General features: G+C 59.8%; 21 protein-coding genes and 1 tRNA gene. 4 read left to right on the forward strand and 18 right to left on the reverse strand.

The window, feature by feature from the left end; all coding sequences use genetic code 11:
* Together V3W31_01280 and V3W31_01285 are read left to right on the forward strand one after the other, a co-directional pair.
* Positions 1–288, forward strand: a 288-nt coding sequence (locus V3W31_01280) for a hypothetical protein (GenBank protein ID MEE9613571.1), incomplete at its 5' end; no start/stop codon positions are given.
* A 5-nt stretch (positions 289–293) separates the two neighbouring features.
* Positions 294–491, forward strand: coding sequence for a hypothetical protein (locus V3W31_01285; GenBank protein MEE9613572.1), 198 nt, complete (start codon positions 294–296; stop codon positions 489–491).
* An 84-nt stretch (positions 492–575) separates the two neighbouring features.
* Here the strand turns inward: V3W31_01285 and V3W31_01290 are convergent.
* The 4 genes from V3W31_01290 to V3W31_01305 form a co-directional block, all read right to left on the reverse strand.
* Positions 576–651 (reverse strand) — tRNA-Cys (locus V3W31_01290).
* 104 nt (positions 652–755) lie between these two features.
* Positions 756–1,202, reverse strand: coding sequence for a hypothetical protein (locus V3W31_01295; protein ID MEE9613573.1), 447 nt, complete (start codon positions 1,200–1,202; stop codon positions 756–758).
* 71 nt (positions 1,203–1,273) lie between these two features.
* On the reverse strand, positions 1,274–1,825 hold the full coding sequence (locus tag V3W31_01300) for a thermonuclease family protein (GenBank protein ID MEE9613574.1): 552 nt from the start codon (positions 1,823–1,825) through the stop codon (positions 1,274–1,276).
* Between the two features lie 25 nt (positions 1,826–1,850).
* Positions 1,851–2,408, reverse strand: coding sequence for a hypothetical protein (locus tag V3W31_01305; GenBank protein MEE9613575.1), 558 nt, complete (start codon positions 2,406–2,408; stop codon positions 1,851–1,853).
* Between the two features lie 512 nt (positions 2,409–2,920).
* Here V3W31_01305 and V3W31_01310 point away from each other — a divergent pair.
* Both V3W31_01310 and V3W31_01315 read left to right on the forward strand, forming a co-directional pair.
* Positions 2,921–3,121 carry a hypothetical protein gene (locus tag V3W31_01310; protein MEE9613576.1) on the forward strand — a complete coding sequence of 67 codons (201 nt, stop codon included), beginning with the start codon at positions 2,921–2,923 and terminating at the stop codon, positions 3,119–3,121.
* Positions 3,118–3,576 carry a hypothetical protein gene (locus V3W31_01315; protein ID MEE9613577.1) on the forward strand — a complete coding sequence of 153 codons (459 nt, stop codon included), beginning with the start codon at positions 3,118–3,120 and terminating at the stop codon, positions 3,574–3,576. Before V3W31_01310 ends, V3W31_01315 begins: the two co-directional genes overlap by 4 nt.
* A 1-nt stretch (position 3,577) precedes the next feature.
* Here V3W31_01315 and V3W31_01320 read toward each other — a convergent pair whose 3' ends face one another.
* From V3W31_01320 to V3W31_01385, 14 genes are all read right to left on the reverse strand, one after another.
* Positions 3,578–3,874: a hypothetical protein gene (locus V3W31_01320; GenBank protein ID MEE9613578.1), complete on the reverse strand. Its 297-nt coding sequence runs from the start codon at positions 3,872–3,874 to the stop codon at positions 3,578–3,580.
* Positions 3,875–3,906: 32 nt separating this feature from the next.
* Positions 3,907–4,779 carry a methylenetetrahydrofolate reductase gene (locus V3W31_01325; protein ID MEE9613579.1) on the reverse strand — a complete coding sequence of 291 codons (873 nt, stop codon included), beginning with the start codon at positions 4,777–4,779 and terminating at the stop codon, positions 3,907–3,909.
* A complete protein-coding gene (locus V3W31_01330) occupies positions 4,780–5,061 on the reverse strand; it encodes a hypothetical protein (GenBank protein ID MEE9613580.1) in 282 nt (93 codons plus the stop codon).
* A gap of 29 nt (positions 5,062–5,090) precedes the next feature.
* Positions 5,091–5,789: a phosphoribosylformylglycinamidine synthase subunit PurQ gene (purQ, locus tag V3W31_01335; GenBank protein ID MEE9613581.1), complete on the reverse strand. Its 699-nt coding sequence runs from the start codon at positions 5,787–5,789 to the stop codon at positions 5,091–5,093.
* Positions 5,786–6,043 carry a phosphoribosylformylglycinamidine synthase subunit PurS gene (gene purS, locus V3W31_01340; GenBank protein ID MEE9613582.1) on the reverse strand — a complete coding sequence of 86 codons (258 nt, stop codon included), beginning with the start codon at positions 6,041–6,043 and terminating at the stop codon, positions 5,786–5,788. Before purS ends, purQ begins: the two co-directional genes overlap by 4 nt.
* Positions 6,015–6,611, reverse strand: coding sequence for a DUF4234 domain-containing protein (locus V3W31_01345; GenBank protein ID MEE9613583.1), 597 nt, complete (start codon positions 6,609–6,611; stop codon positions 6,015–6,017). Before V3W31_01345 ends, purS begins: the two co-directional genes overlap by 29 nt.
* 18 nt (positions 6,612–6,629) lie before the next feature.
* Positions 6,630–7,343, reverse strand: a complete 714-nt coding sequence (gene purC / locus V3W31_01350; protein MEE9613584.1) for a phosphoribosylaminoimidazolesuccinocarboxamide synthase — start codon at positions 7,341–7,343, stop codon at positions 6,630–6,632.
* A gap of 13 nt (positions 7,344–7,356) precedes the next feature.
* Positions 7,357–8,670, reverse strand: a complete 1,314-nt coding sequence (gene purB, locus V3W31_01355) for an adenylosuccinate lyase (protein ID MEE9613585.1) — start codon at positions 8,668–8,670, stop codon at positions 7,357–7,359.
* 54 nt (positions 8,671–8,724) lie between these two features.
* Positions 8,725–9,441 (reverse strand): ZIP family metal transporter, encoded by a 717-nt coding sequence (locus V3W31_01360; protein MEE9613586.1) that lies wholly within the window; start codon positions 9,439–9,441, stop codon positions 8,725–8,727.
* The gene (locus V3W31_01365) at positions 9,422–10,072 is read right to left on the reverse strand and encodes a V-type ATP synthase subunit D (protein MEE9613587.1); all 651 of its coding nucleotides are present in this window, start codon (positions 10,070–10,072) and stop codon (positions 9,422–9,424) included. The genes V3W31_01360 and V3W31_01365 overlap by 20 nt, the downstream gene beginning before the upstream one ends.
* Positions 10,073–10,075: 3 nt before the next feature.
* Positions 10,076–11,434 carry a V-type ATP synthase subunit B gene (locus tag V3W31_01370; protein MEE9613588.1) on the reverse strand — a complete coding sequence of 453 codons (1,359 nt, stop codon included), beginning with the start codon at positions 11,432–11,434 and terminating at the stop codon, positions 10,076–10,078.
* A gap of 1 nt (position 11,435) precedes the next feature.
* The gene (locus tag V3W31_01375) at positions 11,436–13,217 is read right to left on the reverse strand and encodes a V-type ATP synthase subunit A (protein MEE9613589.1); all 1,782 of its coding nucleotides are present in this window, start codon (positions 13,215–13,217) and stop codon (positions 11,436–11,438) included.
* The gene (locus V3W31_01380) at positions 13,214–13,540 is read right to left on the reverse strand and encodes a V-type ATP synthase subunit F (protein ID MEE9613590.1); all 327 of its coding nucleotides are present in this window, start codon (positions 13,538–13,540) and stop codon (positions 13,214–13,216) included. The genes V3W31_01375 and V3W31_01380 overlap by 4 nt, the downstream gene beginning before the upstream one ends.
* Before the next feature lie 88 nt (positions 13,541–13,628).
* On the reverse strand, positions 13,629–14,425 hold a 797-nt coding region (locus V3W31_01385; protein ID MEE9613591.1), incomplete at its 5' end, for a V-type ATPase subunit.

Raw genomic sequence — 14,425 nt, forward strand, 5'->3', positions numbered from 1 at the left:
AAACTATTCACCCCAATTACCCTTAAGGATATAGAGGTCAAAAACCGCATAATTATGGCGCCCATGTGCCAGTATTCCGCGGACTCTGACGGCACGGTGAAAGACTGGCACCTTATCCATTACACAACGAGGGCCGCGGGCGGGGTAGAACTCGATGACACGATAAAGATGGTAACACTTTTAAAAGATAGGGTGTGTACCTCTGGCATGTCTCATCAGGAGGTATTGTCCCCATGGAGATGCATACGGGACAGCCGGGCTATCAGGTCCCTTACTCTTAAGAGATAAGAACAATGCTCGGTGTAAAAACCGCGGCAGTGGGGCTCGTAACGGCCCCGGAGCTTGCTGACGAGGTCATAGCAAAGGAGCGTGCAGACATGGTGGCGCTCGGCAGGGAACTTCTAAGAAACCCCTACTGGCCGCTCCTGGCTGCAAAAAAAGTTGGCGTGGACCTGGCCTGGCCGAAACAGTATGAACGTGCGAAGATGTAAATCAGCTTGAAATGGTCTTGGGTTAAAGACGGGCTTGCAAGGTCATACCAATGAACCCCCGGCGGGTCCAAAAGGACAAAAAGATGGAGGCGGCGAGCGGATTCGAACCGCTGAATGGCAGTTTTGCAGACTGCTCCCTTAACCACTTGGGTACGCCGCCGGGATTATGGAAAAAATATGTTCGGGACGAAATGTTCTCTGGAAGTCGGCTCCAAACGACGTCTTGCGCGCAAAACGTCGTCGACAAAACGCATCGCCGGAAGTTCAGATACCTACGGTGCCCGCCATCTCCGAGTAGCGGGGCGCGCCTCTCCATGAATCTTCGGTGGGGAAGTAGTCCTTGAGCCTCGTCCCTTCCACCAGGAAGGTTATCTTCTGCTCCTTCAAGCCCCAGACCTTCATCTTCGCGTTCCTGTCGGTGATGTTGACCAGGTAGAGAACCCTTACGGTATAGCGCCTCTTGCTGCCCCCCATGGCCTCGAAGTCGTGGAGGTCCTTACCGACGAGTTCGCGCTCTATCCTGACATTATTCACGAGGTCGACTTCCAGGGCGTGATCCTTGAACCACCTCTCTATCCAGGGGTTTATGAGGTTCTTATAGACCTCGGCATTGCCCGGACCGGCGTCCTCCGCAAAGGCCCTCGACTGGAAGGAAACCATTAGGACCGCCAGAAGGACGACAAACGACAGTTTTCTTATTCCGGATAACATCAGTTCTAATTATAGAGCAATCCAGCTTTCATGTCAAGAGGGTCCAAATCGCTCACGCACGGCACGTTACGTTAGCGGGACGGGGGGGGTGGCGTGGCCTCCGGCCCCCCGCCCTTCCCTCCCCAGATCCCGAGCCCCCTGCTCCTGGCCTCCCTCTGGTAGCCGCTATATTCCTTTTCCTTCTTTAGCCCGCACGGCGGTATGGTAAGGGTCCTGGCAAGTCCCTCCCTCAGGAGGACCTCCTCGACCTGCACCCCGCCTGCGTAGACCCACCCGAGGAGCCTTCCGTACTTGTCCCTCGGCTCCTCGCCGCACACCACGAGCCTTACCCGCCCCCCCCCTCCCCCCCCTCCCCCCGCTCCCCCCAGCACCAGCGCCCTGTTCCTTTCCGTGGCCTCGCGATAGAAGGGCTCGCCCCTCTCGGGGGTGTCTATACCGACGTATCTCACCCGCTCCCCGCCGTAGACCGCTATAGTATCGCCGTCTATGACCTTCTTGACGCTGTAGTGCCAGACGTTCTCTTCGACCTGGACGGGTCTTCGCTGCACGGCTATGTAGGATACGTAAAGCAGAAGGAGGACGGACGTTACTATGAGGACGGGGAGCTTTCTTCTCTTTTCCATCGGGGCAGGGCTCGCGCGGCGGCCGTTACCACTTCTCCCTCAGTTCGCGGAGCTGCTTCTGGAGGGCCTTGAGATCTTCTTTCAGCTTCTCACGGTCGGGGCTCTCCTCCGAGAGGTCGTCAATCGCGTCGGCGATGGCGATGGAGGCGTCGCTGCTCATTTTATTATAGTCGGAACTCATCGCCTCGAAGTCCTCTATGAGGTCGTTCACGTGCTCGATGAAGATCCTGACCTGGCTGTCGTCGTTCGTCCTGAGCGAAAGTCTCCTGTCCAGTTCCCCGGCCTTGATGAGCTTCATCTCGTATTCGAGCCTTTTAAAGGGGCCCACGAGCCTGTGGGAGAAGACTATGGAGAGGAACGCCACGAGCGCTACGTAGCCGAGAATGAGGAATATGCCGAGCGCCGGCGTCTTTACATCGAGGTACTCGGTCAGGGCGGCGGAGACGGACTGGAGGAAGATCCCTCCCAGCAGCGCAACAACCACCAGAAAGGCGATGGTGAGCTGCAACTCCCGCGCTACGAAGTACTTCTGCCTTATTATGCTAGGTCTCCCCTTGTCGGGGCTGTCGTTATCCATATTCATACGATGAGAGTAGCCTGTAAGATGTACACAACCGACTTTATATAGTGTAATATTCTTTGCGCCGCTTTGTCAAGGGTGCTACCGCACGGTTAACGCGTATGCGGCCCTTTGCAACATTAAGGCCCAATAATCCCGGACGGTGCTATAGAATCTGAAACACCCTCAATGATGCCGCACGGTTAACGCCATATGCGGCCCAATTACAACCTTCATGCCATACGCCCTTGACGGTGGAGCAGAAATTGAAACAGCCTCAATGATGCCCCCTTTACTACATTTAAAGATGCCCAAAGATAAATAACTTACTTATGCCCATTTAAAAATATTCAGGGTGCTGGAGCACAGGCGACGGTGTATGCGTAAAGCATCTGCAACGAGGGTCGAAATGACTACCACTTACCGGTAATCGCCCCACCGCAGGTGGTGGAAATGGCTTGACTACCCGCCCTATGGAACTTAAGATATGAAGATACGTTTTAAGCTGGAAAGTACCACAGACACCAAGGAGGCTTATGAAGGACAGGATAATAAAGATCGACAAGGGTAAAGAGGGGGTGGCGTTGCCCGGGGAGTACCTGAGGCAACTTGAGCTCATCCCCGGGGCCGAGGTCGAGCTGGTGCTGGACAAGAAGAGGAAGTGGATAGTAATACGGCCGCTCCACGGGGAGGACTTCGTGGAACACTTCAGGGACTCGATGGAATCGATGGCATGAAGATATACCGGCTGCCCAAGTTAACGGAGGCGAACCAGGGGGGGGAGTATCTTCTCGGCCACGACGAGCTCGGCAGCCGCGCGGTATACCTCGCCTACGGAAGGCTCAGGCCCGGCGAGACGGGCAGACGCGTATCGCCCGGGGAGGGCTGCGAGGAGATAGTCTACGTGGTGAAGGGAAGGCTCCGGATCAGCGGCTCGTGCGGCGGGTCATCCGTGGGCGTAGGTGTTGGCGTGGGCGAGGGCGAGGCGTTTCACGTAAGCTCGAAGGACTCCCTCACGCTCGACAACCCGGACGGGAACAAAGAGGCCGTCTTCGTGGCGGCGGGAGGGCGTATACCCTCCCCCCCCTCCCCCGCCGTAGAGACGGATACCGCGGCCCCTCAATGCACGGAGCCCGTTACCTCAACTCCCCCCGCCCCCTCCCCCGTACCCCCGGAGGCCCCGGAGGAGTAGCTCAGTACTTAATGTCTCTGGTATCCCCGACCGGCCTCTTGAAGGTGTAGGCAAGGGGCTCGGAGACCAATTTCTTCCCGGCCATCTTCACGCTCTTCGTCGGTATGGTGAACGGGAGCGACACAATGAAAAGGCCCGTCCCGAAGACCGAGGCCACGATACCCAGCGGCCTTACGAGCAGCACGTCGAATATCATCGCCTCGCCCGAGGGCTCCCTGTTTATCTCACCGGCCAGGGCCGGAGACACGCTCGAAAGGACGAGCAGCGCCGAGAATACTATCGCTATTATCCTCTTCATCTTCCTACCTCCTTTGTTCGGGTAAACCCGGTTCACGCACCTTCCATTATCTCCACGACACTCTCTTCCCGGCCTATGGCCATTATGTGCGCGCCGTGGCAGAACTCTTTCAACTCGCTTAGTTGCCGGGAGGCTATCTCGCAGCCCTTACGGAGCTGGTCCGGTGCGGCCTCGAGCTCTTCTATAAGGCCGGGCGGCACCTTGACCCCCTGTACGTTCTCGTTCAAGTAGCGGGCCATCTTGGCGGACTTAAGGAGCAGTATGCCGCCTAAAACCTTTGCGCCCAGCTTCTCCGCCTCATCGAAGAAGCTCTTGAAGGCGTCCATATCGAATATGGCCTGGGTCTGGAAGAATTTGGCTCCGGCCGCGACCTTTTTCCGGAACTTGAGCCCTTCGGGCCCAAACGGCTCGGCCTCGGGAGCTACGACCGCCCCCGTGAAAAATCCCGTCCCGCCGCGGAGTTCCCTGTCCTTCAGGTTTTTTCCGCTATTGAGCCTCCCTATAGTATATACCATTTGTACGCTATCCATGTCAAATACGGCCTTGGCCTCCCGGTGGTCGCCGAAGGAGACGTGGTCTCCGGTGAGCGCCAGGACGTTCCTCACCCCCAGGACCCAGGCGCCCAGGAGGTCGGATTGGATGGCGAGCCGGTTCCGGTCCCGGCAGGTCATCTGGAAGACCGGCTCGATATCCTCCTTTATAAGAAGCGCGGAGCATGCGAGGCTCGACAGCCTCATCACGGCCCGCTGGTTGTCGGTGACGTTGGCCGCGACTATTCTGTCCTTGAGGAGCCGCGCCTTGTCGAGGAACCCCTTGACGTCGGTCCCCCTTGGGGGGCATATCTCCGCGGTTACGACGAACTCCCCGCTATCGAGTGCTCGCTTAAGCCGACTTTCGTTTTCCATCTAAAACCTCATATTAAAGAGCGGCAGGTGGAGTTCCGGTACGGGGAGTTCCGGCCCCCCCACGCCCTCCGCTCGCCCTATATCCCCATCGTAGACGTCCGCATAGGCGACCGTATCCCCGGCCGGGTTGCCTTTCGACGAACTTCTCGAAAACGCCAGCCGCCAGGCCAGGTAGGCCCCGCCTATGATGAGCGAGCCGCCTATGGTAACCGTTACGGTCGTCCTCGACCTCGCCTCGCAGAGCGCCGGGAGGCAGAGGAGGCCGGCCGAGAGGAGTACCATGGCAGCCCACCTCGTTGTCTTTCCAATAGTCATCCGCGCACGCCAAGGGACGCGATTACGGACTCGAATACCCCCCTGCCGTCCGTGGAGCCTAGTTCCGCCTCGCTCGCCCTCTCGGGGTGCGGCATCATGCCCATGACGTTCCCGGCCTCGTTTATGATCCCGGCTATGTTGCCGAGCGCGCCGTTGGGGTTCGCCTCGGGCACGACACGGCCGTCCGGGGTGGAGTATCTGAAGACGACCTGACCGTTCTTCTCCAACCTTTCCAGCGTCTCGTCGTCGGCGAAGTAGTTGCCGTCCGCGTGGGCTATGGGGATCCGGACCACCTGTCCCTCTTTATACGCTCCGGTAAAGGGGGTCGAGTCGTTCTCCACCCTGAGGCTCACGTATTCGCATATGAACTTGAGCCCTCTGTTCCTCATGAGCGCGCCGGGCAGGAGCCCCGTTTCGGTAAGTATCTGAAAGCCGTTGCATATCCCGACCACGTACCCCCCCCTGTCGGCGAAGCTCTTCACCTCTTCCATAATCGGAGAGTACTCGGCTATGGAGCCGGGCCTCAGGTAGTCGCCGTAGGAGAAGCCGCCGGGCAGGATAAGGCAGTCGAACTTCCCGAGCTCCCGCGTTTTGTGCCAGACGTACTCGGCCTCCTGGCCCATGACGTGCTTCGCCGCGTGGTAGCAGTCGTGGTCGCAGTTGGAGCCGGGGAAGACCACTATCCCGAACCTCACTTACCTCCCCCTCCATCCACGATCTCTATCCTGAAGTCCTCTATGACCGTATTGGCCAGGAGCTTTTCGCACATATCCCTGAGCCTCGTCTCGGCCTCTTCGGCGGAGGCACAATCGAGCTCCACCTCCATGAACTTGCCTATCCGGAGCTCCTTTACCTCGCCGAACTCCATGGACTTCAAGGCCCCCACGACGGCCTTCCCCTGCGGGTCGAGCACTCCGGACTTAAGGGTGATATATACGTTCGCTTTCATTGCCACTCTGCTCCATGAGCCTGTTTATCTTGTGCTGGAGGTAGAAGACGGTAAAGAGTATCGTCCATACCCAGGAGATATGGAGCTCGCCGCCGGTGTGGTCGACGAGCGCCGACCTCAACTTAAAGCACTGTACTATCATGGTCACCTGTACGGCTATCCCGAGCAGGTCGGAGGCCATGAGGATGTTCTCCGTCGACAGGGACTCAGCCGGCTCGCCGGAGGCCGCAACGAAGAGGACCAGCCCTATATTGACTATGGACCCGGCGATTATGAAGCCGAAGGGCTCCTCGCCGATCTTCACTTCCGAGCGGAGGTTGTTTATCGCCTCGAGCCTTTTCAGGAACCACACGGCCGAGTATATGCCGAAGGTGAAGAGCGAAAAGAAGACGAGCTGCACCACGGCCATCTCGCCGAGCGCGGCTATGCCCCCATCACCCCCCTCCCCACCCTCCGACGCCGCGCGCTCCCCGCGTGCCCCGTGAGCCCCGTGCGGAAGCTCGTTCCCGCAGAGGCTGCAGTAGCGCGCCGCGTCGTCGTTATTTCCTTTACACCTGGGACAGCGCAATATCTCCTCCTTATATGGCTACGCCAGGACCTTCTTCATGACTTCCCGGTAGCTCTCCTCGACATTGCCGAGGTCGCGGCGGAAGCGGTCCTTGTCGAGCTTCTCGCGGGTCTTCTTGTCCCACAGGCGGCAGCCGTCCGGGGTTATCTCGTCCCCGAGGAGCACCTCCCCCTTATGCCGCCCGAACTCCAGCTTGTAGTCGACGAGCAGTATGCCGCGCTCGTCGAAGAACTTCGTCAGGTGCCCGTTTATCTCCATCGCCGTGTCGGTCATTATCTTTAGCTCTTCGGCCGTGGCGAAGCCCATTGCCCTGACGACGTAGCCGTTTATAAAGGGGTCCCCGAGCTCGTCGCTCTTGTAGCATAGCTCCAAGACGGTCTCCTTCAGTTCGGTCCCCTCCTCCACGCCGAGCCGCTTTGCGAGGCTTCCGGCCACGAGGTTACGGATAATCACCTCGACCGGGATTATTTCGAGCTTCTTAACGAGCATCTCGCGCTCGGAGAGTTTCTCGACGAAGTGGCTCTTTATGCCTTTTTCCGCGAGGAACTCGAATATCCTCGACGAGACGGCGTTGTTTACGACCCCCTTCTCCACGATGGTCCCCTTCTTCTTGCCGTCGAAGGCCGTGGCGTCGTCCTTGAAGTGCATGATGCTCAGCTCCGGGTCGTTGGTCGAGTATATTATCTTGGCCTTGCCCTCGTATAGCTCTTCTTTTTTTTCCGTTTTTTCCATCTTCTCCATCCGCCTACCTTTTTTTGAAGACCCTGTTGAATATGTAGTCCACGTGTTTTGTGTATGGCTTCAGGTCGAAGCACCGCTCGATCTCGCGGGGTTTCAGTCTCGCCCTGACCTCTTTATCTTTCAGGAGGAGCACCTTGAACTCATTATCCCCCCTCCCCACTCCGGCCTTCCAGACCCGCATGGCGCTCAGCTGGACGACCTTGTAGGCGTCCTCGCGGGTCATGCCCTTATCGATGAGAGTAAGGAGCACCTTCTGGGAGAAGATAAGCCCCCCGAGCCCGTCCATGTTCCTCCGCATGTTCTCCGGGTAGACGACGAGCCCCTCCATGAGCCCCGTGAACCTCGCGAGCATGAAGTCCATGAGGACCGTGGCGTCCGGGGCTATGACCCTCTCCACCGACGAGTGGCTTATGTCGCGTTCGTGCCAGAGCGGTATATTCTCCATCGCGCTCTGGGAGTATCCCCGGACGAGCCTGGCGAGCCCGGTAAGGTTCTCCGAGAGCACGGGGTTACGCTTGTGCGGCATGGCCGAGGAGCCTTTCTGTCCCTTCGTAAAGGGCTCTTCGACCTCGAGCACCTCGGTCCTCTGAAGGTGACGTATCTCGACTGCGAACTTCTCTATCGACGAGGCGACCAGGGCAAGCGTTGTAAAAAACTCCGCGTGCCTGTCCCTCTGGACCACCTGCGTGGCGACGGGCTCGGGCTTAAGGCCGAGCTTCCTCAAGACCCGGCTCTCGATCGACGGCGGTATGGTGGAAAACGTCCCCACGGCCCCGGAGAGCTTTCCGTACGAAATGACCTCCCTTGCCCTCTTAACGCGTTCGAGGTTCCGTTGCATCTCATCGTACATGAGCGCCACCTTGAGGCCGAAGGTGGTGGGCTCTGCGTGTATTCCGTGCGAGCGGCCGACCATGACGGTAAACTTATGCTCCCGCGCCCTCTTCTTCAGCACCTTAAGGAGCGCCCCGATATCCTCTATTATGAGGTCCGAGGCCTCTTTAAGGAGTAGCGCCAGCGAGGTGTCGAGTACGTCCGAGGAGGTAAGGCCCATGTGTATGTAGCGCGAGTCCGGGCCCACGTAGCCGGCGACGTTCGTCAGGAAGGCTATGACGTCGTGCTTTACGGTCCGCTCTATCCGGTCTATCCCCTTTACGTCGAAGCGCGCCTTCCGCTTAATCGTCCGGAGCGACTTTAACGGTATCCTCCCTTTTTTCTGCCACGCCTCGCAGACGGCAAGCTCCACCTCGAGCCATTTGGAGAACCTGTTTTCCGGCTCCCATATGCGCGTCATCTCCGCTCTTCCGTACCGTTCGATCATCGTTAGATCACCGTCCCGGGCATCGTTTAGGCACCGTCCCGGGCCTCCTTTAAGTTAAGTTATTATATATACCAGAACCACCCCCGCGAGCACAAGCAGTATGTTGGCGGGGTTCAGCTTCTTGTGCGTCTCGGGCAGCAGGTCGGCGGCGCCTATATATATGAAAGAGCCGGCGGAGAAGGCCAGGAGCGCGCCGAGCACGGGGGCTGCCAGTTCGCGTATCAAAAGATACGCCCCGAGAGCGCCAAGCGGGGTGGCCAGGGCCACTACCCCGGCCATAAGGGCCGTCTTGCCTTTCTCATAGCCCGAGTGCAGGAGTATCGAGGTAATGGCTATCCCAACGGGTATCTTATGGAGGACCACGCCCGCGGAGGCGGCAAGGCCTATGGAGGGGCCCGCCTCGAAGCCCACGCCTATCACGACCCCGTCCATGAGCGAGTGCAGGGCTATGCCCGCGAACGCCGGGACGCCGATGGAGTGTACCTCGCACTCGTGCTCGCGGCAGGAGTGTATGGCGAGCACGTGCTCGAGGATGTAAAAACCCACAAGCGTCAGGAGCACGACCGTAAGGGCGTCGGGGTTCGCAAGAAGCGCCTCTGGCAGGAGGTGGTTAAAGGCAGCCGCGAGCACCACCCCGGCCGAAAAACTTACGAAGAGTACCGAGTTCTTCGTGGCCCACTCGTGCCTCGCGAGCACGAGCGAGGCGCCCCCGGCCACCGCCCCGCAGGCAGTAGCAGAGTATAAGATAGTATTAACGAGCTGCGTTTCCATCCCCCCGGGACCTCCCTCCCTTCCTCTCCTTATACCTCTTGAGCCTTACGACCTCTTCCCTCTCCCTCTCCTCTAAGACCCGCTCTATGGCCCTTATGCGCGTATTGAGCGCGGGCAATACCACCCCGTCTATGGCGTTTATCTTCCTCGTGTCGCTCCTTATAAGCTCACCCACGCGGCCGAGCCTCGCCTCGGGAGAGGCGAGATTTACCATCCCGTCCACGACCGTCTCGAAGGCTTTAGCCGCGTCCAGCGCCCCTGCCCTCTCGCCCACCGGAGAGACGCCCCTCGCTTCGAGACGCCTTACCACCGGCACAGAACTTATCTCCGGCACGTTAACGCCCCAGACGTTTTTGACCTCTATCTCGAGCGAGACCTTCCTCGCCGAGGCATGGGCGAACGAGTCGAGCGTATCTCCCCCCACCGCGCGCGTGAGCTCCAAACCCCTCTGTGCCCTGGCGAGGAGTTTTGAGAGCGCGTTCCTCCTCTCGATGCACTCGTCCACCAGGCCGAAGAACTCGCGCATGAGGGACTCTCTCCTCCCTTTAAGAAGCCCGTTGCCCGCATGAAGCGCTTCGTAGCTCTCCTTGAGCTTCATTAAGTTGTGTCTTGTCGACGCGGCAGCTTCCATCCGTTACCTCTTCAGCCTCGTAAGTTCGGTTGCGGGGAGTACCGAGAGTATCTCCCGGCCGAGGGTTAAAGTCTCTTCTATACCCCTCTCCTCCTCCCCCTGCCCGATGAACTTCCCCTCGAACGAGTCGGCGAACTTCAGATAAAGCCTGTCGAGCTCGGTGAGCCCCTCCTCTCCCACTATGGCGACGAGGCGTCTGGTGTCGCACCCCCTGGCATACGAGGCGTAGAGCTGGTCTGCGAGTCCGCGGTGTCCCTCACGGGTCTTGCCCTCGCCTATGCCGAGGTTCATCAATCGGGAGAGGCACGGGAGTGCGTCTATGGGCGGGTAGATCCCGCGGCGGTGCATGGCGCGGCTAAGCACAATCTGCCCTTCGGTTATGTAGCCGGTAAGGTCCGGTATGGGATGAGTTATGTCGTCTTCGGGCATGGTGAGTATCGGCATTATGGTGACCGAACCTTTGCCCCCTCCTTTAAGCCTCCCGGCCCTCTCGTAGAGCATGGCGAGGTCGGTGTACATGTAACCCGGATAGCCGCGCCTGCCGGGGATCTCCTCCCTGGCGCTCCCTATTTCGCGGAGCGCCTCGCAGTAGGCGGTCATGTCGGTCAGGACGACCATCACGTGGTAGCCCTTGTCGAATGCAAGGTACTCGGCGGCCCGGAGCGCTATCCTCGGGGTGAAGAGCCTCTCGACCGTCGGGTCGCTCGCGAGGTTTATGTATGAGACGGTCCTCTCCATGGCCCCGGCCTCTTCCAGCCCCTCTCTGAAGAAGAAGGCCTCCCTCGACGTTATGCCCATGGCGCCGAAGACCACGCAGAACTCTTCAGCCCCTTCTTCGCCCGCCACCTTTGCCTGCCGGGTAATCTGGAGGGCCAATTCGTTAGCGGGCAGCCCGGCGCCGGAGAATATGGGGAGCTTTTGGCCCCGGACGAGCGTATTAAGCCCGTCTATGGCCGAGATGCCGGTCTGGATGAACTCCGACGGCTTCTCCCTGGACGTCGGGTTCATGGGGAGGCCGTTTATGTCGAGCCGGGTCTCGGGCACGATAGGCGGCAGGCCGTCTATGGGCTCTCCGAGTCCGTTAAAGACCCTGCCGAATATGTCGGTGGAGAGGGACACCATGGCGCTCTCTCCCGTTGGTACGACCGAGCTCCTGTCGGCGTCTATGCCCGAGGTCCCCTCGAGGACCTGCACCACGGCGAGGTCCCCTTCTATCTTAAGTATCTGCCCTCTCCTCGTCTCGCCGTCGGGGAGCTTTACCTCGCACATCTCCGCGAAGCCGGCGCGGCTTATGCCGCGAACGAATATGAGCGGGCCGGATACGTCGCTTATCGTGCGGTACTCTCTTCTAATAAGGTCCATGCTACTCCATCCCGAAGAGCGTCGTTTCCATCTTACCTATAAGCTCCAGGGCCTTTTCCTTGAAGCCATCGTTCGGGAGCTCCTGCATCCTCATGAGTTCGGTCTTAAGCGGGCTTGCGATTATCTTTTCCAGATAGACCCCTTCTTTGAACGCCTTCAAGGCCGAGTCGAGGAAGGCGAAGACCGCCCGGAGCATCCAGTACTGTTTATCGAAGGTGGCGAAGGCGTCGTCCGGGTTAAAGACGCTCTGCCTCAGGAAGGCCTCCCTCGCCACGGTCGCGGCCTCGAGCGTTATACGGTCGGTCTCCTGCAGGGCCTCGAGCCCCACTATCTGGACGACCTTTTTAAGCTCGGCCTCCTGCTGGAGGAGAGAGACGAGCCTCGCCCTCTGCTCATGCATGTCCGGGGCGACTTCTTCCGCATACCAGTCCTCCAGCTGTCGGAGATACAGGCTGAAACTCTTCTCCCAGCTTACGGCCGGGAAGTGGCGGCGGTAGGCGAGGTCGGTATCGAGCGCCCATAAAGCTCCTGCGAACCTGAGCGAGGCCTGCGTAACGGGCTCGGAAAAATCCCCGCCGGGCGGGGAGACCGCGCTTATGACCGTGACCGAGCCGGTGCGGGATTCTCCACCTCCTCCGGTTCCCCCCCCTCCCAGGCACTCGACCCTGCCGGCCCTCTCGTAAAAGCTTCCGAGCCGGGTCGAGAGGTACGGGGGGTAGCCCTCCTCGCCGGGCATCTCCTCGAGCCGGGAGGAGATCTCGCGCAAGGCCTCGGCCCACCTCGATATGGAGTCCGCCATTATGGCCACGTTGTAGCCCATGTCTCGGAAGTACTCGGCTATGGTGATGCCCGTAAAGATGGACGCCTCCCTCGCGGCCACGGGCATGTTCGAGGTGTTGACTATCACGACGGTCCTCGTGCTCAATGGGTGCCCGGTGAAGGGGTCTTTGAGTTCCGGGAAGTCGGTCAGGACCTCTGTCATCTCGTTCCCCCTCTCGCCGCAGCCGACGTAGATGACTATCTCGGCGCGCGAGAACTTGGCTATGGTCTGCTCGACCACGGTCTTCCCGGTGCCGAACCCTCCGGGCACTATGGCCGTACCTCCCTCGGCGAGCGGGAGGAGCGTATCAAAGACCCTCTGGCCCGTTATAAAGGGGGTCCTGGGCGGAAGCCTGAGCGAGAAGGGCCGCTGGGCCCTTACGGGCCACTCGTGGTAGAGACCTATGGTGTCGCCGTTTTCGAGGATGCAGACCGGGGCCTCGCCGGAGACCGTCCCCTCTCTTATCTCCTTTATAACGCCGCCTTCGGTCCCCGGGGGGCCGGGGGGGACCATCACCCTGTGGGTTATGCACTCGGTCTCCTCGATAGTGCCGAGGACGTCTCCGGGGCCGACCCTGTCTCCCTTTTTCCTCTCGGGCCGGAACTCCCAAACCCTTTCCATGTCAAGTGGGGCAAGGGTAAGCCCTCTGGTTATAAAGTCCCTTTCGACCTCGCGCATGGCGTGGAGCGGCCTTTGTATACCGTCGAAGACGTTGGTGAGGAGGCCGGGGCCGAGCGTTACGGTAAGCGGCTTTAGCGAGCAGACGACCTCTTCTCCGGGACGGAGGCCGGTCGTATCCTCATAGACCTGGAGCGTGGCGCGCTCTCCATCGAGCTTTATTATCTCGCCGAGGAGCCGCTCCTCTCCGACGGCGCAGGTCGTGTGCATACGGGCGCCCCTCATGCCTTCGGCGACGACCGCGGGGCCCGAGACCCCGTATATCTTCCCTCTTATCTCCTTCATCTCTTAATCTTTATCTGGTAGCCTATGGCCCTTCTTATGAGCCTGACGGCAGGGCTCTCGGCCTCGCCCCTCTCCTCCCAGGCCTCGGGTATGTATACGGGCACGACGACCGGGAGCCCCTTCCTGTTTATGCGCCGCATGAGCGGCTTTGAGACCCGCGCCTTAAGCTCCTCGTCCATTATGACGAGCCCGTAGCGCCCTTCCCTCTCCACTTCTTCGAGTACGGCGGAGACGTCCTCTCCCCTCTCCTCCCGGCACTCGAACCCCCCGAGCCGGAAGCCGAGCGAGACGCCGGGCCGTGTTATGATAATTAATCCAGTCATATTGAAAGCTCACGCCGGAGCGCTTTGCCACGGGTTTTATAGCGCCGTCCCGCAGGCCGTGCCTGCCGCACATGCCGCTGACATCACTTTACGCTGGAGCGCTTTGCCACGGGTATATCAGAATACGCCGCAGTTCGTCCTCGGGTATGTCGAAGACCTTCCCCCTCGTGATGGTGCCGAGGTTCTTTACCTCCCGGACCTTCATGTATATAAATACCGCCGGTAGCGCTATCGAGAGCGGGTCGGAGAGGGCGGCGCGGAAGAGTTCCATACAGACAAGCTCCTCGAACCTCTCTTCCAGGAGGCTCGGCTCCTCACTGTCCGCTTCGAGGAGCACGTCGGAAAAGTCCCTGCCCGATACGGCCCCGGCAAGTGCGGTCAGAAGCGTTTCCCTGTTTTCGGTCTCGGCGAGTTTCAGGAAGTCACTCTTACTGAGCCTCCCCCCCCCTACCCCCCCTCCTCCCCCTTCGATAAAGAGTTCGGCGAGGGTGGGGCCGGTAAAACCCTCGCCCCCGACCTTTATAAGGGTCATTACGTTCGCCGTATCCACGCGAGTGGAGATCATTGTCCGTATAATCCTGCCGTCTTCGGTGCCCTCGCTTACGGCGGACAGGAAATGTCCCGCGACGAAGCTGTCGAGCGCGAGCTCCATCTCGATGGTGCTCCGGTTTCTCTCGTAGGACTTAAAACCCCGCTTGAGCGGTGCGGCGTAGGGGCTGCCCCAGGTACTCAGTATCCTCATGAGGTCGTTTACGTCCCGTGCCCCGGAGAGCTGGCGGAGCGCGGCCCGGTCGAACTCTCCGGCCGGTATCATGACGTCGAAGAGCTCTTCGCGCGGGACCCCCCGGTCCACCCCGCGCAGGAGTGCCTTCAAGTCGTACACCT

The organism is Thermodesulfobacteriota bacterium (assembly GCA_036482575.1).
GTDB lineage: Bacteria > Desulfobacterota > GWC2-55-46 > GWC2-55-46 > JAUVFY01 > JAZGJJ01.

Bases quoted from the DNA above. Each gene is read 5' to 3' on its own strand.
- purC (MEE9613584.1), bottom strand. From the start codon at position 7,343: ATGGAAAAAACGGAAAAAAAAGAAGAGCTATACGAGGGCAAGGCCAAG.
- V3W31_01310 (MEE9613576.1), top strand. From the start codon at position 2,921: ATGAAGGACAGGATAATAAAGATCGACAAGGGTAAAGAGGGGGTGGCG.
- V3W31_01325 (MEE9613579.1), bottom strand. From the start codon at position 4,779: ATGGAAAACGAAAGTCGGCTTAAGCGAGCACTCGATAGCGGGGAGTTC.
- V3W31_01375 (MEE9613589.1), bottom strand. From the start codon at position 13,217: ATGAAGGAGATAAGAGGGAAGATATACGGGGTCTCGGGCCCCGCGGTC.
- V3W31_01300 (MEE9613574.1), bottom strand. From the start codon at position 1,825: ATGGAAAAGAGAAGAAAGCTCCCCGTCCTCATAGTAACGTCCGTCCTC.
- purS (MEE9613582.1), bottom strand. From the start codon at position 6,043: ATGAAAGCGAACGTATATATCACCCTTAAGTCCGGAGTGCTCGACCCG.
- V3W31_01285 (MEE9613572.1), top strand. From the start codon at position 294: ATGCTCGGTGTAAAAACCGCGGCAGTGGGGCTCGTAACGGCCCCGGAG.
- V3W31_01330 (MEE9613580.1), bottom strand. From the start codon at position 5,061: ATGGTACTCCTCTCGGCCGGCCTCCTCTGCCTCCCGGCGCTCTGCGAG.
- V3W31_01320 (MEE9613578.1), bottom strand. From the start codon at position 3,874: ATGAAGAGGATAATAGCGATAGTATTCTCGGCGCTGCTCGTCCTTTCG.
- V3W31_01305 (MEE9613575.1), bottom strand. From the start codon at position 2,408: ATGAATATGGATAACGACAGCCCCGACAAGGGGAGACCTAGCATAATA.
- V3W31_01315 (MEE9613577.1), top strand. From the start codon at position 3,118: ATGAAGATATACCGGCTGCCCAAGTTAACGGAGGCGAACCAGGGGGGG.
- purB (MEE9613585.1), bottom strand. From the start codon at position 8,670: ATGATCGAACGGTACGGAAGAGCGGAGATGACGCGCATATGGGAGCCG.
- V3W31_01295 (MEE9613573.1), bottom strand. From the start codon at position 1,202: ATGTTATCCGGAATAAGAAAACTGTCGTTTGTCGTCCTTCTGGCGGTC.
- V3W31_01380 (MEE9613590.1), bottom strand. From the start codon at position 13,540: ATGACTGGATTAATTATCATAACACGGCCCGGCGTCTCGCTCGGCTTC.
- V3W31_01365 (MEE9613587.1), bottom strand. From the start codon at position 10,072: ATGGAAGCTGCCGCGTCGACAAGACACAACTTAATGAAGCTCAAGGAG.
- V3W31_01360 (MEE9613586.1), bottom strand. From the start codon at position 9,441: ATGGAAACGCAGCTCGTTAATACTATCTTATACTCTGCTACTGCCTGC.
- V3W31_01370 (MEE9613588.1), bottom strand. From the start codon at position 11,434: ATGGACCTTATTAGAAGAGAGTACCGCACGATAAGCGACGTATCCGGC.